General features: G+C 71.3%; 16 protein-coding genes. 7 read left to right on the plus strand and 9 right to left on the minus strand.

Translation table 11 applies throughout. The features are described 5' to 3' along the window. Positions 1–47: 47 nt before the first annotated feature. The 6 genes from HEK131_RS09445 to HEK131_RS09470 all read right to left on the minus strand — a co-directional run bounded on the left by HEK131_RS09445 (position 48) and on the right by HEK131_RS09470 (position 9,398). Positions 48–1,040, minus strand: coding sequence for a PAC2 family protein (locus HEK131_RS09445; RefSeq protein WP_161147213.1), 993 nt, complete (start codon positions 1,038–1,040; stop codon positions 48–50). A gap of 94 nt (positions 1,041–1,134) precedes the next feature. Beyond that, a complete protein-coding gene (locus tag HEK131_RS09450; RefSeq protein WP_244334368.1) occupies positions 1,135–4,101 on the minus strand; it encodes a hypothetical protein in 2,967 nt (988 codons plus the stop codon). A gap of 210 nt (positions 4,102–4,311) precedes the next feature. Next, a complete protein-coding gene (locus HEK131_RS09455; protein WP_244334369.1) occupies positions 4,312–5,934 on the minus strand; it encodes a glycerol-3-phosphate dehydrogenase/oxidase in 1,623 nt (540 codons plus the stop codon). Between the two features lie 53 nt (positions 5,935–5,987). Then, complete coding sequence (gene glpK, locus HEK131_RS09460; protein WP_217460798.1) at positions 5,988–7,523, minus strand: glycerol kinase GlpK; 1,536 nt, start codon at positions 7,521–7,523, stop codon at positions 5,988–5,990. Positions 7,524–7,610: 87 nt separating this feature from the next. Next, positions 7,611–8,402, minus strand: coding sequence for an MIP/aquaporin family protein (locus tag HEK131_RS09465; RefSeq protein WP_217460799.1), 792 nt, complete (start codon positions 8,400–8,402; stop codon positions 7,611–7,613). A 231-nt stretch (positions 8,403–8,633) separates the two neighbouring features. After that, the gene (locus tag HEK131_RS09470; RefSeq protein WP_217460800.1) at positions 8,634–9,398 is read right to left on the minus strand and encodes an IclR family transcriptional regulator; all 765 of its coding nucleotides are present in this window, start codon (positions 9,396–9,398) and stop codon (positions 8,634–8,636) included. A 291-nt stretch (positions 9,399–9,689) separates the two neighbouring features. Here HEK131_RS09470 and metH point away from each other — a divergent pair, with 291 nt between their 5' ends. From metH to HEK131_RS09490, 4 genes are all read left to right on the plus strand, one after another. Continuing rightward, positions 9,690–13,208 carry a methionine synthase gene (gene metH / locus HEK131_RS09475; protein WP_217460801.1) on the plus strand — a complete coding sequence of 1,173 codons (3,519 nt, stop codon included), beginning with the start codon at positions 9,690–9,692 and terminating at the stop codon, positions 13,206–13,208. Between the two features lie 184 nt (positions 13,209–13,392). Further along, on the plus strand, positions 13,393–14,094 hold the full coding sequence (locus HEK131_RS09480) for an HAD family hydrolase (protein WP_161147825.1): 702 nt from the start codon (positions 13,393–13,395) through the stop codon (positions 14,092–14,094). A 430-nt stretch (positions 14,095–14,524) separates the two neighbouring features. Continuing rightward, positions 14,525–16,129 (plus strand): ABC transporter substrate-binding protein, encoded by a 1,605-nt coding sequence (locus HEK131_RS09485; RefSeq protein ID WP_217460802.1) that lies wholly within the window; start codon positions 14,525–14,527, stop codon positions 16,127–16,129. A 63-nt stretch (positions 16,130–16,192) separates the two neighbouring features. Then, positions 16,193–17,773 carry an ABC transporter substrate-binding protein gene (locus HEK131_RS09490; RefSeq protein WP_244334370.1) on the plus strand — a complete coding sequence of 527 codons (1,581 nt, stop codon included), beginning with the start codon at positions 16,193–16,195 and terminating at the stop codon, positions 17,771–17,773. Between the two features lie 66 nt (positions 17,774–17,839). On the opposite strand, the gene HEK131_RS09495 is transcribed toward HEK131_RS09490, so the two are convergent. Both HEK131_RS09495 and HEK131_RS09500 read right to left on the minus strand, forming a co-directional pair. Then, positions 17,840–18,511 (minus strand): response regulator, encoded by a 672-nt coding sequence (locus tag HEK131_RS09495; protein WP_161147828.1) that lies wholly within the window; start codon positions 18,509–18,511, stop codon positions 17,840–17,842. Between the two features lie 15 nt (positions 18,512–18,526). Continuing rightward, the gene (locus HEK131_RS09500) at positions 18,527–19,456 is read right to left on the minus strand and encodes a RecB family exonuclease (protein WP_244334371.1); all 930 of its coding nucleotides are present in this window, start codon (positions 19,454–19,456) and stop codon (positions 18,527–18,529) included. Between HEK131_RS09500 and HEK131_RS09505 the strand changes: the two genes are divergently transcribed. The 3 genes from HEK131_RS09505 (at position 19,455) to HEK131_RS09515 (ending at position 22,756) form a co-directional block, all read left to right on the plus strand. Next, positions 19,455–21,008: a site-2 protease family protein gene (locus HEK131_RS09505; protein ID WP_432215619.1), complete on the plus strand. Its 1,554-nt coding sequence runs from the start codon at positions 19,455–19,457 to the stop codon at positions 21,006–21,008. The genes HEK131_RS09500 and HEK131_RS09505 overlap by 2 nt on opposite strands. 53 nt (positions 21,009–21,061) lie before the next feature. Beyond that, positions 21,062–21,964, plus strand: coding sequence for a tRNA (adenine-N1)-methyltransferase (locus HEK131_RS09510; protein WP_161147831.1), 903 nt, complete (start codon positions 21,062–21,064; stop codon positions 21,962–21,964). 204 nt (positions 21,965–22,168) lie between these two features. Beyond that, positions 22,169–22,756, plus strand: a complete 588-nt coding sequence (locus HEK131_RS09515) for a hypothetical protein (RefSeq protein WP_244334373.1) — start codon at positions 22,169–22,171, stop codon at positions 22,754–22,756. Positions 22,757–22,826: 70 nt separating this feature from the next. On the opposite strand, the gene HEK131_RS09520 is transcribed toward HEK131_RS09515, so the two are convergent. Further along, positions 22,827–23,129, minus strand: a complete 303-nt coding sequence (locus HEK131_RS09520; RefSeq protein WP_217460807.1) for a ferredoxin — start codon at positions 23,127–23,129, stop codon at positions 22,827–22,829. Positions 23,130–23,341 lie beyond the last annotated feature (212 nt).

Consider the following 23,341-nt stretch of genomic DNA (forward strand, 5'->3'; position numbering starts at 1 on the left):
CGGCACCCGGCCGGGTGCCGCCCCACTCGTCATGTCCGCAGGCTCGCTCAGTCCTCCGAGCCGTCCGCCTCTTCGCTGTCGGAGGCGCCCGGCGCCTCCGGCTTCGGGGGCTTGGGCGGGCGGGTGCGGCCGCTCGGGGTGTCACGGCGGTAGGGCCCGCTGTCCGCGCCGTCCGCCGTGGCGTGCCCGCCGGGTCCGCCCACGTCCCGGCGCCGCAGATACCGCTCGAACTCGCGCGCGATGGCCTCGCCGGACGCCTCCGGCAGCTCGGCGGTGTCGCGGGCCTCCTCCAGCGTCTGTACGTACTCCGCGACCTCGCTGTCCTCGGCGGCGAGCTGGTCCACGCCCGTCTGCCAGGCACGCGCGTCCTCGGGCAGCTCGCCCTGCGGTATCCGCAGGTCCAGCAGGTCCTCCAGACGGTTCAGCAGCGCCAGCGTGGCCTTCGGGTTGGGCGGCTGGGAGACGTAGTGCGGCACCGCGGCCCACAGCGACACCGCGGGGACACCGGCGTGCGTGCACGCCTCCTGCAGGACGCCGACGATGCCCGTCGGGCCCTCGTACTTGGTCTCCTCCAGGTTCATCCGGCGGGCCAGGTCGGCGTCCGAGGTGACCCCGCTGACCGGCACCGGACGCGTGTGCGGGGTGTCGCCGAGCAGCGCGCCCAGGATCACCACCAGCTCCACGCCCAGCTCGTGCGCGAAACCCAGCAGCTCGTTGCAGAACGAGCGCCAGCGCATCGACGGCTCGATACCGCGCACCAGCACCAGGTCACGCGGCTTGTCCCCGCCGACACGGACCACCGAAAGCCGGGTCGTCGGCCAGGTGATCTTGCGTACGCCGCCCTCCATGAAGACCGTCGGGCGGTTCACCTGGAAGTCGTAGTAGTCCTCGGCGTCCAGCGCCGCGAACACCTCGCCCTTCCACTCGCGTTCCAGATGCGCGACCGCCGTGGAGGCGGCGTCACCGGCATCGTTCCAGCCCTCGAACGCGGCCACCATGACTGGGTCGATCAGCTCGGGAACACCCTCCAGCTCGATCACCCAGTGCCTCCTTCCGACGTGCTCTCGCCTGACCACCCAACCTTACGGCGTCCGACGGGAGCCTCCGCAGCCCCCTCGCAAGGGGCTGAACGGATCACTGCCCCGAACCCCGGCCCGGAACACCCCGCAGCGGAGCCTGCTCCCAGGCGCCCTCGACCGGGCCGCCCCCGTCCCGCGCCTGCGGCGCACCGCCGCCCGCCAGGTGGGACTGCAGCCGCAGGTGCCGGAACTCGAAGCACGCCCCCGACCTGCGCAGCACGCCCCGCCGGTGGGCGTCCTCCAGGAACGCCATCAACCGCCACGGCAGCCGCCCGGTCGCCGCCAGCCACACCCGGGCCACCGCGAACCGCCCCCAGGCACTCAGCGCCAGCGCCGCCGCGCCCAGCGGCAGCCACAGCCGGGTCCCGACATGCGCGAGGCCGCCCCAGTCACCGGGCAGCACCATCACCGGCACGCAGACCAGCGCCACCAGCAGCGCCACCACACCCGCACGCGTGAACGACGCCGTGCGGTCCGTCCGCAGCGAGGAAGCGGGACCGGTCGCCCGCATGATGTCCGACGGCACGCTCAGCGCCCGGTAGACCCCGCACACGCACCCGCCCACCAGTCCGATCAGCACACCGCTGGCCACGAACGGCGGCAGACACCGCGCCAGCAGCCCCATCGCGGGGCCCTGGGTGAGCCAGCCACGGGCGGGCGCGGGCAGCACGGACCGCAGATTCGCGGGATACGCCTCCGTCACGCCGCCGGTGAGCGCCAGCCGCACCACCACGACCCCGTTGCGCGACTCGAACACCGTCCGCCGGGACGTGAAGGGGCGGCACCCGCGGTCGTGCACCAGCGGGATCGTGCAGTCGGGCGGCTCCGCGTCACCGGGGTAGGCGATGGGCCGCGCCCCGTCGCCGGGGATCAGCATCATGCCCCGCAGCGGCCGCGAGGTGGCGGCCGTCCGCACCCCGTCCCGCACGGCGAACCGCCAGTCGTCGATCCGCCTGCCCGCCAGGTCCTCCACGCCGCCCGACCTCAGCACCGTCACCCCGACCGCGGTCAGCCCGGCGGCCGTGCAGGCGGTGATCCCGATCAGCAGCGCCGCCGCGGTGCCCCGCACGGCCCCGGCCGCGAACCGCTGGCCGACCCGGCCCGCCCGGCCCGGATGCGGGCCGTCCTGCCGGTGCGTGCCGCTCACCAGCAGCGCCGTGCCCGCCGCCATACAGGTCGTGCCGATCAGCGCGGTCCACGGGTCGCGCGAGGAGTCCAGCAGCACCGACCCCGCCGAGCCCGCGCCGCCCAGCAGCAGGCCGGCGCCCAGCACACGGGCCACCGCCCGGCCCGCCGCACCGCTCCAGGGCAGGCTGAGCGGCACCGGCCGCCGGGGGAGCCCCGCGATGCCGAAGAACAGCGTGAACAGCAGCGAGAACAGGCACCCGCCGAGCAGATCCGGCATCCAGCCGTCGGTCACCGTGCCGTAGCGGAAGCCGAACCGGAGATCGTCGGTGCAGGCGAACGCCGCCCACAGCAGGCCGCTCACCAGCGCGGTCAGCACGGTCTGGCGGAGCATGAACTTCCTGCTGGGCAGGCCGCCGTCGCGCGGCAGCAGACAGGCGGCCCCGAACGCGAAGCCCAGGGTCTGGCCGAACAGCGTGGCGCCCACCGACACCACGTCCTCCGTCCCGGCCTGCCCGCTCACCACCCGCGCCAGCATCACCGGCAGCACCAGCAACGCCTGCACCGCCAGCGCCAGCAGCCCCGGCGTGTACACCCGCAGCGCGCGCGGCAGCATCGACTCCAGCTCCCACCAGGCCAGCCGGCCGGTGTCCCGGTGCTGCAACGCCCGCGCCAGCACGGTGAGCCGGCGCGCCGCGTCCGAGGTGGCGCGTGGCCCGGAACCGGCGAACGCGGCGGGCACGAACGCCCCGAGCAGGTGCTCCTCGACCGAGGCCACCGTGGGGAAGCGCCCGGCGTCCAGCAGCTCCGAGGGGTCGCCGGAGGTGTCGCCGTACACGGCACGGGCCAGCGAGACCATCAGGGGAGTGGTGAGCGCCCGCGCCGGGACCGACCCGGGCCGCTCGCGCAGCTCCCGCAGTACGGGCGTCCACACCGTGGCCCGTGCGCCGTCCGCCGTCGACAGGGGCCGGGCCGTGCGCTCCAGGTGGGCCGCGGCCTGCGCCAGGTCCAGCGGCAGCAGCTCGACCACCTCGGCCGCGGTGAGCACGTCGCCCTCGGCCACCGCCGTCGCCCACGCCTCCTTGCGGCTGGTCAGCAGCAGCGGCAGATCGTCGTCCAGCTCGGCGTTGACGCGCCGTACGGCCTGCGCCCAGCCGGGCCGGGCCAGTTCGTCGAAGCCGTCCAGGACCGGCATGACCAGCCCCGAGTCCAGCAGGGCGCGGGCCAGGGTACGACGGCCGTCGGCGGCGGCGAGCGGCGGGTAGTCGGCGGCCAGCCGCTCGGCGAGCCAGTCGCGCAGCCCCGTACGCCAGGGGTCCCAGCCGGCCAGCGGGACGATCACCGGGACCGGGCCGCCCGGTGTCCGCACGGCCAGCCGGCCGAGGACGAACCGCAGCGCCAGCACGCTCTTGCCGGAGCCCGGACCGCCCAGCACCACCAGCCGCCGGCCGGACGGCACCGGGAAGGGGTCGGCGACGTGCTGCACCACGGCGTCGCGCGGGGCGGGCAGCGGCTGGCCGCGCCGGATGTTCTCCGGGTGGTCCGCCAGCCGCCGGTCGGCCGGGGCCCAGCGCACCTCGATGGGCATCGGGTCCCGCAGCCGCCGGGACCGCGCCTCCGCCGCCCACTGGTCCCGGACCACCTCGGCCAGCGCGTCGGCGGCCCGGCGCCGGTCCTCGGCCGCCGAGCGCAGCGGCGGGTCCCCGTCGCCGCGCAGGATGTCGGCCACCAGGGCCACCACCGACACGAACGCGCCGATCGCGGAGATCAGGACGCCCGCGACCGCCGCGTCCAGCCACCAGAACCGCAGGACCGCCGCGAGCGCGGCGAGCGCGGCACCGCACGCGGCGAACCCGAGACGCCGCCGTGCCCGCGCAGTGTGCCAACCGCCTCGCATATGACCGCTCCCCGCACCGGACCTCGTCCCACTCGGCCTCTGTCCCATCCGACTGTTGTCGGAAAGATCCGTTTTAGCCGTAGAGAAGGTGTTAAACACGCACTTCGAAACACGTTCGAGGGAGCGCACGGAAGTGTTCGGGGGCGGATGGAGGTGCGAATGCGTGTGAGGGGCGGTTCCGTCGGCACGGAACCGCCCCTCACACGGCGTCTACTTCCGCTTGCCGTCCAGGACCTCGCGCACCTTGGCGCGCACGTCGTCGGTGGCCAGGCCGCGGATGGTGAGCGTGGTGCGGCGGCGCAGCACGTCGTCCGCCGTCTCGGCCCACTCCTGGTCGCGGGCCCAGACGACCTGCGCCCAGATCTCCGGGGCGTCCGGGTGGACCCGCTCGGCCAGCTCGGGGTGCTCGTTGGCGAGGCGGGCGATGTCGAAGGCGAGCGAGCCGTAGTGCGTGGCCAGATGGCGGGCGGTGTCGGCGCCCATGCGCGGACCGGGCGCCGGACGGTCCACCAGCAGCCGGTGCTCGACCGCGCGCGGGTTGGCGACACCGGGCAGCGGCAGCCGCTTGGGCAGCTCCGACACCGGCTCGAAGTCGTCACCGAGCGGCCGGCCCGGCAGCTCCTCCAGCTTCTTCAGCACGGTGCGCCCGATGTGCCGGAACGTGGTCCACTTGCCGCCGGCCACCGACAGCATGCCGCCCGGACCCTCGGTGACCACGGTCTCCCGCTTCGCCTTCGCGGTGTCACCGGGACCGCCCGGCAGCACCCGCAGCCCGGCGAAGGAGTAGGTGATCAGATCCCGCTGGAGCTGCTGGTCCCGCACGGAGAACGCGGCCTCGTCCAGGATCTGGGATATGTCCGCCTCGGTGACGGACACGTCGGCCGGATCGCCCTCGTACACCTCGTCGGTGGTGCCGAGCAGCAGCATGTCCTCCCAGGGCAGGGCGAACGTGATGCGGTACTTGTCGATCGGGGTGGCCAGCGCCGCCTTCCAGGGGGCGGTGCGCTTCAGGACCAGGTGCGCGCCCTTGGACAGACGGATCGAGGGGGCCGCGTGCGGGTCCTCCATCCGGCGCAGGTGGTCCACCCAGGGTCCGGTCGCGTTCAGCACCAGGCGGGCGTTGACGCCGAACTCCTCCCCGGTGAGCCGGTCCTTCAGCTCGGCGCCGGTGACCCGGCCGCGCGTGGTGCGCAGCCCGGTGACCTCGGCGTGGTTGAGGACGACCGCGCCCGCGTCGACGGCCGCGCGGACCGTCATCAGCGCCATGCGGGCGTCGTTCATCTGGTCGTCGCCGTACACGGCCACGGCCTTCAGGTTCTCGGTGCGCAGCTCGGGCACGTCCTGCGCGGCCTTCGAGGGCGAGAGCAGGTGGCCCACGCCGTCCCCGAACGCGGAGAGCGCCGAGTAGGCGAAGACGCCCGCGCCGAGCTTGGCCGCGCCGTGCGGGCCGCCCTTGTACACCGGGAGGTAGAAGGTGAGCGGGTTCGCCAGGTGGGGGGCCACCTGGCGGGACACCGCCCGCCGCTCGAAGTGGTTCTCCGCCACCAGCCGCACCGCGCCGGTCTGCAGGTAGCGCAGACCGCCGTGGAGCAGCTTGGACGAGGCGGAGGAGGTGGCGCCGGCGAAGTCACCGGCGTCGACCAGCGCCACCCTGAGCCCGGACTGCGCGGCGTGCCAGGCGGTGGAGATGCCCAGGATGCCGCCGCCGATCACAAGTAGGTCGTACGACGCCCCCGCGAGCTGCTCCCTGGTCTCGGCGCGGCTCGGGTTGGAGCCGGAGGCCGGGTGCGTGCCAAGGGCAGGTACGGACTTCAGGGTGGTGGGACTGGTCATGTCGGGTACTTAACTCCTCGTCGGAGCCGGACCTGGCGGCTGTGCCGGCCCGGTCAGCTCTCGTCCTGCCAGCCCATGGTCCGCTCGACGGCCTTGAGCCAGCTCTTGTACTCACGGTCGCGGGTCTCCGCGTCCATGCGGGGGGTCCACTCGGCGGCCCGGCGCCAGTTGGCGCGCAGCTCGTCGGTGCTGGACCAGAAGCCGACGGCGAGACCGGCGGCGTAGGCGGCGCCGAGACAGGTGGTCTCGGCGACCATCGGGCGCACCACGGGGGCGTCCAGCACGTCCGCGAGCTGCTGCATCAGCAGGTTGTTCGCGGTCATGCCGCCGTCCACCTTGAGCGTGGTCAGCTCGACCCCGGAGTCCTTCGTCATGGCGTCCGCGATCTCCCGCGTCTGCCAGGCGGTGGCCTCCAGGACGGCGCGCGCGAGGTGCGCCTTGGTGACGTACCGGGTCAGGCCCGCGATCACACCGCGCGCGTCGGAGCGCCAGTGCGGGGCGAACAGGCCGGAGAAGGCCGGTACGAAGTAGGCGCCGCCGTTGTCCTCGACCGAGAGCGCGAGCGTCTCGATCTCGGCGGCGGTGGAGATCAGGCCCATCTGGTCGCGCATCCACTGCACCAGCGAGCCGGTGACGGCGATGGAGCCCTCCAGGGCGTACACCGTCGGCTTGTCGCCGATCTTGTAGCCGACGGTGGTCAGCAGACCGGCGTAGGAGTTGATGATCTTCTCGCCGGTGTTCATCACCATGAAGGTGCCGGTGCCGTAGGTCGACTTGGTCTCGCCCTCGGAGAAGCAGGTCTGGCCGAACAGGGCCGCCTGCTGGTCGCCGAGCGCGGAGGCGACCGGGATGCCGCCGAGCAGGTCGCCCAGGCTGCCGCCGGTGATCTCGCCGTAGACCTCGGCGGAGGACCGGATCTCGGGCAGCATCTGCTCGGGGACGCCGATGGACTCGCAGATCTTGTCGTCCCACTGCATGGTGTGCAGGTTCATCAGCATGGTGCGCGAGGCGTTGGTGACGTCGGTGACGTGCTTGCCGCCGTCCACGCCGCCGGTCAGGTTCCAGATGACCCAGCTGTCCATGGTGCCGAAGAGGATGTCGCCCGCCTCGGCGCGCTCGCGCAGGCCCTCGACGTTGTCCAGCAGCCAGCGGGCCTTGGGCCCGGCGAAGTAGGAGGCCAGCGGGAGGCCGGTCTGGCGGCGGAAGCGGTCCTGGCCGACGTTGCGGCCCAGCTCCCGGCAGAGGGCGTCGGTGCGGGTGTCCTGCCAGACGATGGCGTTGTGGACGGGCTCACCGGTGTTCTTGTCCCACAGCACGGTCGTCTCGCGCTGGTTGGTGATGCCGATCGCCTTGATGTCGTCGCGGGTGATGCCGGCCTTGGCGATGGCGGAGGCGACGACCTCCTGGACGTTCGTCCAGATCTCGTTCGCGTCGTGCTCGACCCAGCCCGGCTTCGGAAGGATCTGCTCGTGCTCCTTCTGGTCCACCGAGACGATCCGGCCGTCCCGGTCGAAGACGATGCAGCGCGAGGAGGTGGTGCCCTGGTCGATGGCCGCGATGAAGGGGCCTGCGGTGTGGGCGTCGGTCACTGTGTGCTCCTGGGAGATCCGAGGTGAGGTGCGGTGCTTACGGCGCTTACTTGAATGATCGGTGCTTTTTGCGCAAATCGTTACTCATCAAGCAAAAGCGACGTTGTAGATGCCCGCAGCGATGGCGCCGCCGATCAGTGGACCGACGACCGGGACCCACGCGTAGCTCCAGTCCGAACCGCCCTTATTGGGCAGCGGCAGCAGGGCGTGCACGATGCGCGGGCCCAGGTCACGGGCCGGGTTGATCGCGTACCCCGTCGGACCGCCCAGCGACAGGCCGATCGAGACGACCACCAGGGCCGTGATCAGGGCGCCCACCGGGCCCAGACCGTTGCCCTCGTTGTTCAGGCCCTGCGTGAGGACCGCCAGCACCAGCACGATCGTTCCGATGATCTCCGTCAGGAGGTTCTGCACCGCGTTCCGGATCTCCGGACCGGTGGAGAAGATGCCCAGCACCGGGCCCGCGGCCGCTTCCTCGGCCTCGACCGCCTTGACCGTGTCCTGCGCACCGGGCCCGCCGACGATCTCCCGGTCGGTGAGGTGCGCGTGGAACTGGCCGAGATACGCCACCCAGACCAGCGTGGCGCCGATCATCGCGCCGAGCAACTGGCCGCCCCAGTACACGGGGAGGTTGCCGTAGTCGTGATCCTTGATCGCCAGTGCGAGGGTCACGGCCGGGTTGAGATGCGCGCCGGAGAGGGGCGCCGAGGTGTAGACGGCCGTCAGAACGGCAAAACCCCACCCGAAGGCGATGGCCAGCCATCCGGCGCCGCGCGCCTTGGACGCCTTCAGCGTCACGGCGGCACACACACCGCCGCCGAGCAGGATGAGTATGGCGGTACCTATGGTCTCGCCGATGAAGATGTCGGAGCTGGACACCCGCGACTCCTTTGTCCTTCGTCCAGGGGGAAGCCGGCCCTAGGCGCTGTCACACCCTAACGTGTAATACCGATAGGTGTTCGACAATGCCGACCGACGGACGGGAGTCTTGCTTTCGCCGCGCACACGCGTCAAGGGTTCCGGGGGCGAAAAAGAACGCTGAGGGCAGGATCGTTACGGACGGGGGCACAGCAGACCCACCCCCGCGTGCGGGGGGGCCGTATCCGAACGTCAGAAGCGGGCCGCGCCCAGGTCCCGTGACACCGCGCGGGCGCAGTCCCGCACCGCCGCGATCAGCTCCGGCCGCAGCTCGCCGTCCCGGCACAGCCGCTCGACCGCGCCCGCCATGCCCACCGCGCCCACCGGCATCCGGCGCCGGTCGTGGATCGGCGCGGCGATCGAGGCCACGCCCTCCCAGGTCTCCTCCACGTCCGCCGCGTACCCGCGGGCCCGTGTGAGGTCCAGGACGTGCTCGAAGTCCTCCGGCGCGCACACCGTACGGTCGGTGAACGCCTTGCGGGAGGAGTCCAGCGCCTCGCTGTGCGCGACGGGGTCGTAGGCGGAGAGCACCTTGCCCAGCGCCGTGGAGTGCAGCGGCTGCATCGCCCCGATCTCCAGCACCTGCCGGCTGTCGTCCGGGCGGAAGACGTGGTGCACGATCAGCACGCCCTGCTGGTGCAGCACACCCAGGTACACGCTCTCCCCGCTGGAGCGGGCCAGGTCGTCGGTCCACACCAGCGCACGCGCGCGCAGCTCGTGCACGTCCAGATAGGTCGTGCCCAGCCGCAGCAGCTCGGCGCCCAGTTGGTAGCGGCCCGAAGCCTCGTCCTGCTCCACGAAGCCCTCGTGCTGCAGCGTGCGCAGGATGCCGTGCGCGGTGCCCTTGGCCAGGTCCAGCGACGAGGCGATGTCGGAGAGGCCGAGCCGCCGTTCGCCGCCCGCGAGCAGACGCAGCATCGCGGCCGCCCGTTCGAGCGACTGGATGTTCCGTGCCATCGCCGTCCTGCCTCCGTCCGCTTCGGCCACCCGCCGAGCCATCCCATGCGCGTTCGGCAATGCCGAACACTACCGGTCGATGTCGACCTCCCGCCAATGAGCAGGACCGTCCCGGACACCCATGGTTCCAGCCACGGCACGCGCCCGGCCGGACTCCGCCATCCGCGTCCGTGTCGTGGACGCCTGTGCCCATCCAAGCCCACTGGCGGTTACTCTGGCGCCGTGCCCCACGCCAGGTCCGTCCTGGGCAGGCGCATAGCCGACAGCCGTCGCACTCAAGGGAGCCCCTTCATGGCCTCGTCGCCGACGTCCCCTTCCGCCGACAGCCGGACCCGTGCGTCCGCGCTCCGTCAGGCACTCGCCACCCGTGTGGTGGTCGCCGACGGAGCCATGGGCACCATGCTCCAGGCCCAGGAACCCACGCTCGACGACTTCCAGCAGCTCGAGGGCTGCAACGAGATCCTCAACCTCACCCGGCCCGACATCGTGCGCTCCGTGCACGAGGAGTACTTCGCGGTCGGCGTCGACTGCGTCGAGACCAACACCTTCGGCGCCAACCACTCCGCCCTCGGCGAGTACGACATCCCCGAGCGCGTCCACGAACTCTCCGAGTCCGGCGCCCGCGTCGCCCGCGAGGTGGCCGACGAGTTCACCGCCCGCGACGGCCGCCCCCGCTGGGTGCTGGGCTCCATGGGCCCGGGCACCAAGCTGCCCACCCTCGGCCACGCCCCCTACACCACCCTGCGCGACGCGTATCAGCGCAACGCCGAGGGTCTGGTCACCGGCGGCGCCGACGCCCTGCTGATCGAGACCACCCAGGACCTCCTCCAGACCAAGGCCGCCGTCCTCGGCGCCCGGCGCGGCCTGGACGCCCTCGGCATCGACCTGCCCGTCATCGTCTCCGTGACCGTCGAGACCACCGGCACCATGCTGCTCGGCTCCGAGATCGGCGCCGCGCTCACCGCGCTGGAACCCCTCGGCATCGACATGATCGGCCTGAACTGCGCCACCGGCCCCGCCGAGATGAGCGAGCACCTGCGCCACCTCGCCCGCAACGCCCGCATCCCGCTGGCCTGCATGCCCAACGCCGGCCTGCCCGTCCTCGGCAAGAACGGCGCGCACTACCCGCTGACCGCCCCCGAGCTGGCCGACGCCCAGCAGACCTTCGTCCACGAGTACGGCCTCTCCCTGGTCGGCGGCTGCTGCGGCACCACCCCCGAGCATCTGCGCCAGGTCGTCGAGCGCGTCCGGGACCTCACCCCGACCGAGCGTGAGCCGCGCCCCGAGGCGGGCGCCGCCTCCCTCTACCAGTCCGTCCCGTTCCGCCAGGACACCTCCTACCTCGCCATCGGCGAGCGCACCAACGCCAACGGATCGAAGAAGTTCCGCGAGGCCATGCTGGAGGCCCGCTGGGACGACTGCGTGGAGCTGGCCCGCGAGCAGATCCGCGAGGGCGCGCACATGCTCGACCTCTGCGTGGACTACGTCGGCCGCGACGGCGTCGCCGACATGGCCGAACTCGCCGGCCGCCTCGCCACCGCCTCCACCCTGCCGATCGTGCTCGACTCCACCGAGGTCGACGTCATCCAGGCCGGCCTGGAGAAGCTCGGCGGCCGCGCCGTGATCAACTCGGTGAACTACGAGGACGGCGACGGCCCCGACTCCCGCTTCGCCAAGGTCACCCGGCTCGCCCGCGAGCACGGCGCCGCCCTGATCGCGCTCACCATCGACGAGGAGGGCCAGGCCCGCACCCCCGAGAAGAAGGTCGAGATCGCCGAACGGCTGATCGACGACCTCACCGGGAACTGGGGCATCCGCGAGGAGGACATCCTCATCGACACCCTGACCTTCACCATCTGCACCGGTCAGGAGGAGTCCCGCAAGGACGGCATCGCCACCATCGACGCCATCCGCGAACTCAAGCGCCGCCACCCGGACGTCCAGACCACCCTCGGCCTGTCCAACATCTCCTTCGGCCTCAACCCGGCCGCCCGCATCCTGCTGAACTCCGTCTTCCTCGACGAATGTGTCAAGGCGGGCCTGGACTCGGCCATCGTGCACGCCTCCAAGATCCTGCCCATCGCCCGCTTCAGCGAGGAGGAGGTGCAGACCGCCCTCGACCTCATCCACGACCGCCGCGCCGAGGGCTACGACCCGCTCCAGAAGCTGATGGCACTCTTCGAGGGCGCCACCGCCAAGTCCCTGCGCGCCGGCAAGGCCGAGGAACTGGCCGCGCTGCCCCTGGACGAACGCCTCAAGCGGCGCATCATCGACGGCGAGCGCAACGGCCTGGAGGCCGACCTGGACGAGGCGCTCCAGGACCGCCCCGCCCTCGACATCGTCAACGACACCCTGCTGGACGGCATGAAGACCGTCGGCGAGCTCTTCGGCTCCGGCCAGATGCAGTTGCCGTTCGTCCTCCAGTCCGCCGAGGTCATGAAGACGGCCGTCGCCCACCTCGAACCGCACATGGAGAAGTCCGACGCCGAGGGCAAGGGCACCATCGTGCTGGCCACCGTGCGCGGCGACGTCCACGACATCGGCAAGAACCTCGTCGACATCATCCTGTCCAACAACGGCTACAACGTCGTCAACATCGGCATCAAGCAGCCCGTCTCCGCGATCCTGGACGCCGCCGCGGAACACCGCGCCGACGTCATCGGCATGTCCGGTCTCCTGGTCAAGTCCACCGTGATCATGAAGGAGAACCTGGAGGAGCTGAACCAGCGCGGTCTCGCGGCCGACTACCCGGTCATCCTCGGCGGCGCCGCCCTCACCCGCGCCTACGTCGAACAGGACCTCCACGAGATCTACGAGGGCGAGGTCCGCTACGCCCGCGACGCCTTCGAGGGCCTGCGCCTGATGGACGCCCTCATCGGCGTCAAGCGCGGCGTGCCCGGCGCCCAGCTCCCCGAGCTCAAGCAGCGCCGGGTCCGCGCCACCCCCGCCGTGGACCTCCCCGAGGAGACCCCGCAGGAGGGCAACGTCCGCTCCGACGTGCGCACCGACAACCCGGTGCCCGCCCCGCCGTTCTGGGGCACCCGCGTCGTCAAGGGCATCCAGCTCAAGGAGTACGCCTCCTGGCTGGACGAGGGCGCCCTCTTCAAGGGCCAGTGGGGCCTGAAGCAGGCCCGCGCCGGCGACGGCCCCACCTACGAGGAACTCGCCGAGACCGAGGGCCGCCCCCGCCTGCGCGGCCTCCTCGACCGCCTCCAGACGGAGAACCTGCTGGAAGCCGCCGTCGTCCACGGCTACTTCCCCTGCGTCTCCAAGGACGACGACCTGATCATCCTGGACGAGGACGGCAACGAGCGCACCCGCTTCACCTTCCCCCGCCAGCGCCGGGGCCGCAGGCTCTGCCTCGCCGACTACTTCCGCCCGGAGGAGTCCGGCGAGCGGGACGTGGTCGGCCTCCAGGTCGTCACCGTCGGCTCACGCATCGGCGAGGAGACCGCCAAGCTCTTCGAGGCCAACGCCTACCGCGACTACCTCGAACTGCACGGCCTCTCCGTCCAGTTGGCCGAAGCGCTCGCCGAGTACTGGCACGCCCGCGTCCGCTCCGAACTCGGCTTCGCCGGTGAGGACCCCGCCGACATCGAGGACATGTTCGCCCTGAAGTACCGGGGCGCCCGCTTCTCCCTCGGCTACGGCGCCTGCCCCAACTTGGAGGACCGCGCCAAGATCGCCGACCTGCTCCAGCCCGAGCGGATCGGCGTCCACCTCTCCGAGGAGTTCCAGCTCCACCCCGAGCAGTCCACCGACGCCATCGTCATCCACCACCCCGAGGCGAAGTACTTCAACGCCCGCTGACCAGGCGAGACGGGCACACGGGCCCCCGTCCGGCGTCCCACGCCGGGGGACAGGCCCGCGTACCCCGCCACGCCGGGCGTAAACGAGGCGCTTCGCGCGAAGGCGACGTATGCTGGTCGGTCCACCGCAGGCCGGTTCCCTTTCCGGGGACCGGCCTGATCGTCCCTCAAGGAGGTGTGCCCGGATGACCAGCACGGTCCCCGCGCTCGGAACCCGTACGGCCGAAGGCTCCGCCCTTCAAGCGGTCCTCCTCGACATGGACGGCACCCTGGTGGACACCGAGGGCTTCTGGTGGGACGTCGAGGTCGAGGTCTTCGCCGCCCTCGGTCACACCCTCGACGAGTCCTGGCGGCACGTCGTCGTCGGCGGCCCCATGACCCGCAGCGCCGGCTTCCTCATCGAGGCCACCGGCGCCGCCATCACCCTCGCCGAACTCTCCGTCCTCCTCAACGACGGCTTCGAGGCCCGGATCGGCAGCCATCTCCCGCTGATGCCCGGCGCCGCCCGGCTGCTCGCCGAACTCCACGAGCACGACATCCCCACCGCCCTGGTCTCCGCCTCCCACCGGCGCATCATCGACCGCGTGCTGACCACGCTCGGCCCGCACCACTTCACCCTCTCCATCGGCGGCGACGAGGTCTCCCGCACCAAGCCGCACCCCGACCCCTACCTCCTCGCCGCGGCCGGACTCGGCGCCGACCCGGCCCGGTGCGCCGTCATCGAGGACACCGCCACCGGAGTCGCCGCCGCCGAGGCCGCCGGCTGCCACGTGGTCGCCGTCCCCTCCATCGCCCCCATCGTCCCGGCCGAACGGCGCACCGTCGTACCCTCGCTGGAACAGGTCGACCTGTCTTTTCTGCGCGGGCTGATGACGCTCACGCACTAGGCGTTCACCCAGCGTGCGAAAACAATGCCGACCAGGGCGCAATTCCGTGAAAACCGCGCCCAGGAGCTAATTCCCCGGCCGTCCGGGTGACCGAATTCCGGTATTCCGGACCGCAGTTGACACTGTGACGTTCGCCACTCCGGGCGGCCTCGACAAGGCTGCCCGCGTGTGCAGAAAACCGCTCCGCACGCACCGTCAGCGGGCCCTTGTGTCCTGATTGATGGACCGTTGTACGAATCCTGCCGCTGTCGGTTTTTCGGTGCGTCCACACCCGGTTTCACTGCGTGATGAGCCCTCAACTCGGGCGGCCGCGAACCGCGCTGCGACCGCGGACTAATGTCGACGCGACAACATCGCAGCAACCCCCGTGATCCGCCGCGCCATCCCGCTTGCCGGGTTCACGGAATCGAAGCTCTGGAGAAAGTCCCGCATGAACCGCAAGACTCTGGTGCTGCCGGCAGTGGCCGGCCTGCTCACGCCGGTTCTCGCCGCGTGCGGCGGAACCGACAGTGGGGCCAAGAACGGCGACCCCATCGTCGTCGGCACCACGGACCGGTTCACGGCCACGAGCGACGCCCCCGCGCCCCTCGACCCCGCCTACGCCTACGACGTCGGCACCTGGAACATCCTGCGCCAGACCGTGCAGACCCTGATGACCCAGCCCAAGGGCGAGGGCAGCCCCGTCCCGGAGGCCGCCGAGAGCTGCAGCTTCACCGACACCGGCAACGAGCGCTACGCCTGCAAGCTGCGCAGCGGACTGAAGTTCGCCTCCGGCGAGCCCGTCACCGCCGCGGACGTGAAGTACTCCATCGACCGCGCGATGAAGCTCCAGGCCGACAGTGGTGTCGCCGCCCTGCTGAACACCGTCGACACCGTCGAGACGCAGGGCGACCGCGAGGTCATCTTCCACCTGAAGACCGCCGACGCGACCTTCCCGTTCAAGCTGTCCACCCCGGTCGCGGGCATCGTCAACCCCAAGGTCTACGCCAAGGGCAAGCTGCGCGACGGCTTCGAGGTCGACGGCTCCGGCCCGTACACCTTCAAGGCCCAGGTCAAGGGCGACGCCATGGTCAGTGGCGTGTTCACCAAGAACCCCTCGTACAAGGGGAGTTCCGAGGTGAACAACGACAAGGTGGAGATCCGCTCCTTCGACGACGCCGACGCCATGGGCGCCGCCATCGACCGCGGTGACATCGACGTCATGAGCCGCACCATGTCGCCGGGCCAGATCCAGAAGCTCGACGGCGGTTCGGACGCCAACGCCGAGCTGGTCGACATGCCGGGTCTGGAGATCCGCTACCTCGCCTTCAACACCGCCGCGCCGACCGTGAAGGACAAGGCCGTCCGCCAGGCCATGGCCCAGGTCATCAACCGCGGCGAACTGGTCTCCAAGGTCTACGGCACCCAGGCCGAGCCGCTGTACTCCCTGGTGCCCGCCACCCTGGCCGGCCACTCCAACTCGTTCTTCAACAAGTACGGCGACCCCAGCCCCGCAAAGGCCAAGACCCTGCTCGCCAAGGCCGGCGTCACCGCCCCGGTCAAGCTGACCCTGCACTACACCACCGACCACTACGGCTCCGCCACCAAGCAGGAGTTCGAGGTCCTGCAGAAGCAGCTCAACGACAGCGGAGTCTTCGACGTCACCATCCAGGGCCACCCCTGGGCCACCTTCCGCCCCGCGGAGCAGAAGGGCCGGTACGACGTCTACGGCATGGGCTGGTTCCCCGACTTCCCGGACGCCGACAACTTCCTGGCGCCGTTCCTCGACAAGGACAACTTCCTCGGCTCGCCGTACTCCAACAGCGAGATCGAGCGGACGCTGATCCCCGAGTCGCGCCGTGACGCCGACCGCCTCGACGCCGGCAACAGCCTGACCGAGATCCAGGACACCGTCGCCGAGGACGTCCCCGTGCTGCCGCTGTGGCAGGGCAAGCAGTACGTCGCCGCGCGGGACGACATCACGGGCACCTCCTACGCCCTGAACTCCTCCTCGACGCTTCAGCTGTGGGAGCTCGGCCGTGGTGTGAGCGGCTGACGTCTCCCGTACCCGGAGCCGCGACGGCGGCTCCGGGCCACGAACCGACGACAAGGCACTGCTGTGAACATGCGCACCCAGTGGCCGGTCCTGCCCGTGGTGGCGGGGCTGGCCTGCGGCCTGTTGACCGGCTGCGGCTCCGGTACCGACGACGCCAAGGGCACCGGCCAGGCGATGGTGATGGGGATGTCCGACGACGTCCTGGCCACCGACCCGGCATCCGGCTACGACCCAGGCTCCTGGCTGCTGTTCAACAACGTCTTCCAGTCACTCCTCAGCTTCCCCAACGGCGGCACCCAGCCCGAGCCCGAGCTGGCCAAGTCCTGCTCCTTCGGTGACACGCGCGCCACCGTCTTCAGATGCGAGCTGAAGCCCGGTCTGAAGTTCAGCAACGGCGACTCGCTGACCTCCGAGGACGTCAAGTTCTCCTTCGACCGCCTGCTGAAGATCAACGACCCCGCCGGTCCGGCTGTCATGTTCCCGACGCTGGAGGAGGTCGAGACGCCGGACGCCAAGACCGTCGTCTTCCACCTCAACGCCCCCGACGCGACCTTCCCCAGCAAGATCGCCTCCGGCGCCGGCTCCATCGTCGACCACCGCCAGTACGACCCCGGCCGGCTGCGCACCGACCGCAAGGCCATCGGCTCCGGCCCCTACGAGCTCGACTCCTTCGACAAGGGCCAGGCCGTCTTCTCGGTCAACCCGCACTACAAGGGCACCGCCGACATCAAGAACTCCGGCGTCACCCTCAAGTTCTTCCACGGCGACCAGAAGAAGCTGAAGAAGGCCCTCGTCGGCGGCGACATCGACATCGCCTACCGCGGCCTGAGCGCCACCGACATCACCGGCATCGACGCCCAGGAAGGCACCAAGGGCATCGACGTCATCGAGGGCAGCAGCGCCGAGGTCCAGCACCTCGTCTTCAACATGAAGGACCCCGTCGCCGGAAAGCTCGGCGTACGCAAGGCCATCGCCCACCTGCTGGACCGCGACGCCCTCATCCACAACGTCTACCAGGGCACCGCCACCCCGCTGTACTCGATCATCCCGGCGGGCATCATCGGCCACAACACCGCCTTCTTCGACACCTACGGCGCCCGCCCCTCCAAGGCCAAGGCCGCCCAGGCCCTGCGCGCCGACGGCATCACCGGCAAGGTCGAGCTGACCCTGTGGTCCACCCCCGCCCGCTACGGCCCCGCCACCGACGCCGAACTGCGCGCCGTCGCCGCCCAGCTCAACGCCAGCGGCCTCTTCGACGCCAACGTCAAGTCCGTCGACTTCGGCCAGTACGAGAAGGACATCGCCGCCGGCAAGTACGGCGTCTACGTCAAGGGCTGGGTGCCCGACTACCCGGACGCCGACAACTTCACCGCCCCCTTCTTCGGCAAGGACAACGTCCTCGCCAACCACTACGACAACACCCGCCTCACCGGCACCCTGCTCCCGGCCACCGCCGCCCAGAGCGACCGCGCCGCCACCGACAAGGACTTCGCGCAGGTCCAGGACATCGTCGCCGACGAACTGCCCGTCCTGCCCGTCTGGCAGGCCAAGCAGTACGCCGTCGTCCGCGACGGCGTCTACGGCCTCGAATACTGCCTCGACGCCTCCACCGTGTTCCGCTTCTGGGAACTCAGCAAGAGCTGACCCCGCCCGGACACACCGAGGGCGCCCCTCCCACCAGGAAGGGGCGCCCTCTGCCCGTACCAGGACCTACTGCGCGCCCGGCCGCACCAGACCGCTCTCGTACGCGTACACCGCAGCCTGCACCCGGTCCCTGAGGCCCAGCTTCGTCAGCACATGCCCCACATGCGTCTTCACCGTCGTCTCCGACACGAACAGATCCGCCGCGATCTCCGCGTTCGACAACCCGCGCGCCACCAGCTTCAGCACCTCCACCTCACGGTCCGTCAGCGTGTGCAGCGTGCTCGGCGCCGGCTCCTCACCCGACGGCAGATGCGTCGCGTACTTGTCCAGCAGCCGCCGCGTGATGCTCGGCGCCAGCATCGCCTCACCCGCCGCCACCACCCGGATCGCCTGCACCAACTCGTCCGCGGGCGCGTCCTTCAGCAGGAAACCGCTCGCCCCCGCCCTGAGCGCCTCCACCACGTACTCGTCCAGATCGAACGTCGTCAGCACCAGCACCTTCGCCGGACCGTCCCGCTCCGGACCCGTGATCTGCCGGGTCGCCTCCACCCCGTCCATCCGGGGCATCCGGATGTCCATCAGCACGACATCCGGCTGCAGCGCACGCACCTGATCGAGCGCCTGCAGACCGTCACCGGCCTCACCGACGACCGCGATCTCCTGCTCCGCCTCCAGAATCATCCGGAACCCGGTACGCAACAGCGGCTGGTCATCGACCAAAAGAACGCGGATGGCCACGAGAGAACTCCTTCACTAGACCGCGCCCATTGTGCCCGCGCCGTCCGCACCGGGCTCCGCCGCCCTCACGGCGAGCGGATACGGCGGGGGAGTACCCCCGAACTCCGGACACACCTCACGGTGATCGCACCAGCCGCACAGCTTCGTCGGCCGTGGCCGCCACACCCCGGACTCCGTCGCCTCCCGGATCGCCTCCCACAGCGCCAGCAGCTTCCGCTCCACCCGCTCCAGATCCGCCGGCACCGGGTCGTACGTCAGCACGTCCCCACTGCCGAGATACACGAGCTGCAACCGCCTCGGCACGACCTGCTTCAGCCGCCACACCACCAGCGCGTAGAACTTCATCTGGAACAGGGCCTCCTCCGCGTACTCCGGCCGCGGCGCCTTGCCCGTCTTGTAGTCGACGATGCGCACCTCACCCGTCGGCGCCACATCCACCCGGTCGATGATCCCGCGCAGCCGCAGCCCCGACTCCAGCTCCGTCTCCACGAACAGCTCACGCTCCGCGGGCTCCAGCCGCGTCGGGTCCTCCAGCGAGAACCAGCGCTCCACCAGCCGCTCCGCCTCACCCAGCCAGCGCGCCAGCCGCTCGCCCTCCGGATCACCCTCGAACAGCTCCGAGACCTCCGGCCGGCTCTCCCGCAACCGGTCCCACTGCGCCGGGATCAGCGACTTCGCCGCCGGCGCCGTACGCTCCGCCGCCGGCACGTCGAACAGCCGCTCCAGCACCGCGTGCACCAGCGTGCCCCGCGTCGCCGCCTCGCTCGGCTTCTCCGGCAACCGGTCGATCACCCGGAACCGGTACAGCAACGGACACCGCATGAAATCACTCGCCCGCGACGGAGACAGCGACGAAGGCGCCACGACGACCCGCGCGACACCCTCCGCGCCGCCCTCGCCACCCCGAACGCCCTCAGGGGCCCTGTCCTCACCACTGCTCTCCATGACCCCAGACCATACGGCCCGGCACCGACAGCGACCCAGCCCCACAACCCCCCGCCCCGAGAACACCAGGGTGCCGGAGCGGACCGCGCCACCCCGGCCGCATACCATCGACCCGAGACCCTTCCGCCCGGTCACGAGCGGAAGACGCTTCGAACGAGGGGACACCGTGGACGTGAGCGGCGGGAACGGGAAGCCGCGGCCGGACGAGGACCACCCGGCCGAGCACCCCCCAGTGCCTCCGACCCCGAACCCGGAACACGACCCCGAACACGGCCCGGACCACGACAGGGCCACCCCCGGCCGGCCCGGACCAGCCGACACCGAGGACCGGACCGAGCACGAACACCGCTCCCTCGCCCACGCCGGCATCGCCCGCACCGACCCGCCCCCCGAGCGCCCCAAGGAACCCGGCGGCGGCATCCTCATGGGCCGCCCCTTCGGCGTACCGGTCTACGTCGCCCCGAGCTGGTTCCTCGTCGCCGCCCTCATCACCTGGGTCTTCGGCGGCCAGCTCGACCGCGTCCTGCCCGAACTCGGCGCCCTGCGCTACCTCGTCTCCCTCTTCTTCGCGGTCGCCTTCTACGCCTCCGTACTCGTCCACGAACTCGCCCACACCATCGCCGCGCTCCGCTTCAAACTCCCCGTCCGCCGCATCCAGCTCCAGTTCTTCGGCGGCGTCTCCGAGATCGAGAAGGAAGCCGAGACACCCGGCCGCGAATTCGTCCTCGCCTTCGTCGGACCCCTGCTCTCCCTCGTCCTCGCCGGACTCTTCTACCTCGCCCTCAAACCCGTACAACCCGGCACCGTCCCCGGCGTCCTCCTCGCCGGCCTCATGGTCTCCAACCTGATCGTCGCCATCTTCAACCTGCTGCCCGGCCTCCCCCTCGACGGCGGCCGCATGCTCCGCGCCGTCGTCTGGAAGATCACCGGCAAACCCATGACCGGCACCGTCGCCGCAGCCTGGGTCGGCCGCGCCCTCGCCGTCTCCGTCCTCATCGGACTGCCCCTGCTCAACCAGTCCGGCGCCCTCGGCGGCGACCAGGACATCAGCGGCATGGACACCGTCACCGACGCCCTGCTCGCCGCCATCCTCGCCGCGATCATCTGGACCGGCGCCGGAAACAGCCTCCGCATGGCCCGCCTGCGCGAACACCTCCCCGACCTCCGCGCCCGCACCCTCACCCGCCGCGCCGTCCCCGTCCAGACCGACACCCCCCTCTCCGAGGGCCTGCGCCGCGCCAACGCCGCCGGCGCCCGCGCCCTCGTCGTCGTCGACGCCGACGGCACCCCCCTCTCCCTCGTCCGCGAAGCCGCCATCGTCGGCGTCCCCGAACACCGCCGCCCCTGGGTCGCCGTCAGCGAACTCGCCCAGGACCTCACCGACGGCATGCGCGTCTCCGCGGAACTCTCCGGCGAGGAACTCCTGGACACCCTGCGCGCCACCCCCGCGACCGAGTACCTCGTCATCGAGGACACCGGCGAGATCTACGGGGTCCTGTCGGCGGCCGACGTCGAGCGTGCCTTCGTCAAGGCCATGGCCCGCCCCTCCTAGCCCTACCGGCGACCGTGGTCGGCACCCCCCTCGGCTGCCGGTAGGCTGGTCACATGTCCGAACCGACCGGTGCCGCCCGCAGGCGCGGGCCCTTCAAGGTCGGGGACCAGGTTCAGCTGACCGACCCCAAGGGCCGCCACTACACGTTCACGCTCGAGGCCGGGAAGAACTTCCACACCCACAAGGGTTCCTTCCCCCACGACGAGCTGATCGGCGCTCCCGAGGGCAGCGTTGTCCGCACCACCGGAAACGTCGCCTACCTCGCGCTGCGCCCCCTGCTCCCCGACTACGTCCTGTCCATGCCCCGCGGCGCCGCCGTGGTCTACCCCAAGGACGCGGGGCAGATCCTCGCCTTCGCCGACATCTTCCCCGGCGCCCGCGTCGTCGAAGCGGGCGTGGGCTCCGGCTCCCTGAGCAGCTTCCTGCTGCGCGCCATCGGCGACCAGGGCATGCTGCACTCCTACGAGCGCCGCGAGGACTTCGCGGAGATCGCCAAGCAGAACGTCGAGCGCTACTTCGGCGGCGAACACCCCGCCTGGCAGCTCACCGTCGGCGACCTCCAGGACAACCTGTCCGACACCGACGTCGACCGCGTCATCCTCGACATGCTCGCCCCCTGGGAATGCCTGGAGGCCGTCTCCAAGGCACTCGTCCCCGGCGGCATCCTCTGCGCCTACGTCGCCACCACCACCCAGCTCGCCCGGACCGTCGAGTCCATCCGCGAGATCGGCTGCTTCAACGAGCCGACCGCCTGGGAAAGCATGATCCGCAACTGGCACATCGAGGGCCTGGCCGTCCGCCCGGACCACCGCATGATCGGCCACACCGGCTTCCTGCTCACCGCCCGTCGCCTCGCCGACGGCGTCGAGCCGCCCATGCGCCGCCGCCGCCCCGCCAAGGGCGCCTACGGCGAGGACTACGCCGGCCCCAACGCCGACGGCGGCGCCGGTCGCTGACCCGCACCCACCCGGCACCACACGAGGGCGCCGCGCCCAGGTCCCCACACCCACGGGAACCCGGGCGCGGCGCCCCTCGCATGCACCCCGCCGAACCCCCCGGGCCGCCGAATCCGCACCCGCCCCGCCGTTCCCACCCACCGTGACGTGTGACACCATGCTGGCCACCCCTTCACCGGCACAGCCCCACAGGAGACCCTCCTAGTGCAGCAATCCGCCGTCCCGGAGCTCGCCCGCACGGACACCCGGCCCATCCACTGGGTCGCCACGGCCACCGCGGTCGCCGGCGTGATCGCACTGTCCTCCCTCGTACAGCCCGGCCCGGCCACCGCGGCCCAGCCGACCCACGCCACCGAGGCCAGGCCCGCCCCCGCGCCCACCGCCACCACCCCGCCCGGCACCACCGGCGTCACCTTCCCCCTGGACTGCGGCCCCGTCGAAGCCGTCGTCGCCCACCGGGCCGACGGAGACCTCGACGGCGACGGCAAACCCGAGACGGTCGCCGTCGTCCACTGCGACGCCGCCATGGGCACCCCGCCCGACGCCGTCTACGTCATCACCCGCAGCACCGGCGACGGCAAGCCACGCATCGTCGCCACCCTCGTCCAGCCGGCCGACCGCCTCACCGTCACCGACCTCGGCCTGAGCGCCCGCACCGTGACGGCCACTCTGCTCGGCTACTCCTCCGACGACGTACCGAGCTGCTGCCCCGACGTACGCAAACCCGCCGCCTGGCGCTGGAACGGCCACGCCTTCCTGCGCTCCACCCCCGCCGACACCCGAGGCATCTGACCCCGGACGCAAAGGACGCGCGCATGCCGTCGCATGCGCGCGTCCTCGCCCGAGCCGTCCCGTGGCGGACTCAGTCCGCCTCCGGCCCGAACACCTCGACCTTGTCCGAAACGCGGCGCACATGGATGCACGCCCCCGGACACTCCTTCGCCGAGTCCACCACGTCCGTGAGCAGCGGCAGCGGCACCGGCGTCGTCGCGCCCGCGCCCTGGAGCAGCTCGTCGTCGGCGTCCTTCACATAGGCCAGCCCGTCGATGTCCAGCTCGAACACCTCAGGGGCGTACTGGACGCAGATCCCGTCGCCGGTACACAGGTCCTGGTCGATCCAGACCTCCAGCGCCTCGCCGTCCGGGGCCTCCTGCTGCACGCTCATCTCTCCTGACCTGGATTCGCCGGGCGGATGCGCCCGGCGGCTGTCGAACACCACGACCCTACCTCCGCCGCCCGCTTTCCCGCCGTGTGCGAAGGGGTGGGGGGTTCCTCCCACCTGCCCCGGATACCGCGCGCCGTAGGGGGCAGCCGGAGAGACGGAGGCCGCGGCCGGCCACATCCCGCCATCCTGGACATGACACCCCTGGACCCGTC

Source organism: Streptomyces seoulensis, from assembly GCF_022846655.1.
GTDB lineage: Bacteria > Actinomycetota > Actinomycetes > Streptomycetales > Streptomycetaceae > Streptomyces.

Excerpts from the sequence above, each read along its gene's own strand:
- HEK131_RS09450 (WP_244334368.1), bottom strand. The coding sequence starts at position 4,101 with ATGCGAGGCGGTTGGCACACTGCGCGGGCACGGCGGCGTCTCGGGTTC.
- HEK131_RS09455 (WP_244334369.1), bottom strand. The coding sequence starts at position 5,934 with ATGACCAGTCCCACCACCCTGAAGTCCGTACCTGCCCTTGGCACGCAC.
- HEK131_RS09470 (WP_217460800.1), bottom strand. The coding sequence starts at position 9,398 with ATGGCACGGAACATCCAGTCGCTCGAACGGGCGGCCGCGATGCTGCGT.
- metH (WP_217460801.1), top strand. The coding sequence starts at position 9,690 with ATGGCCTCGTCGCCGACGTCCCCTTCCGCCGACAGCCGGACCCGTGCG.
- HEK131_RS09480 (WP_161147825.1), top strand. The coding sequence starts at position 13,393 with ATGACCAGCACGGTCCCCGCGCTCGGAACCCGTACGGCCGAAGGCTCC.
- HEK131_RS09485 (WP_217460802.1), top strand. The coding sequence starts at position 14,525 with ATGAACCGCAAGACTCTGGTGCTGCCGGCAGTGGCCGGCCTGCTCACG.
- HEK131_RS09505 (WP_432215619.1), top strand. The coding sequence starts at position 19,455 with ATGACCCCAGACCATACGGCCCGGCACCGACAGCGACCCAGCCCCACA.
- HEK131_RS09500 (WP_244334371.1), bottom strand. The coding sequence starts at position 19,456 with ATGGAGAGCAGTGGTGAGGACAGGGCCCCTGAGGGCGTTCGGGGTGGC.
- HEK131_RS09510 (WP_161147831.1), top strand. The coding sequence starts at position 21,062 with ATGTCCGAACCGACCGGTGCCGCCCGCAGGCGCGGGCCCTTCAAGGTC.
- HEK131_RS09520 (WP_217460807.1), bottom strand. The coding sequence starts at position 23,129 with ATGAGCGTGCAGCAGGAGGCCCCGGACGGCGAGGCGCTGGAGGTCTGG.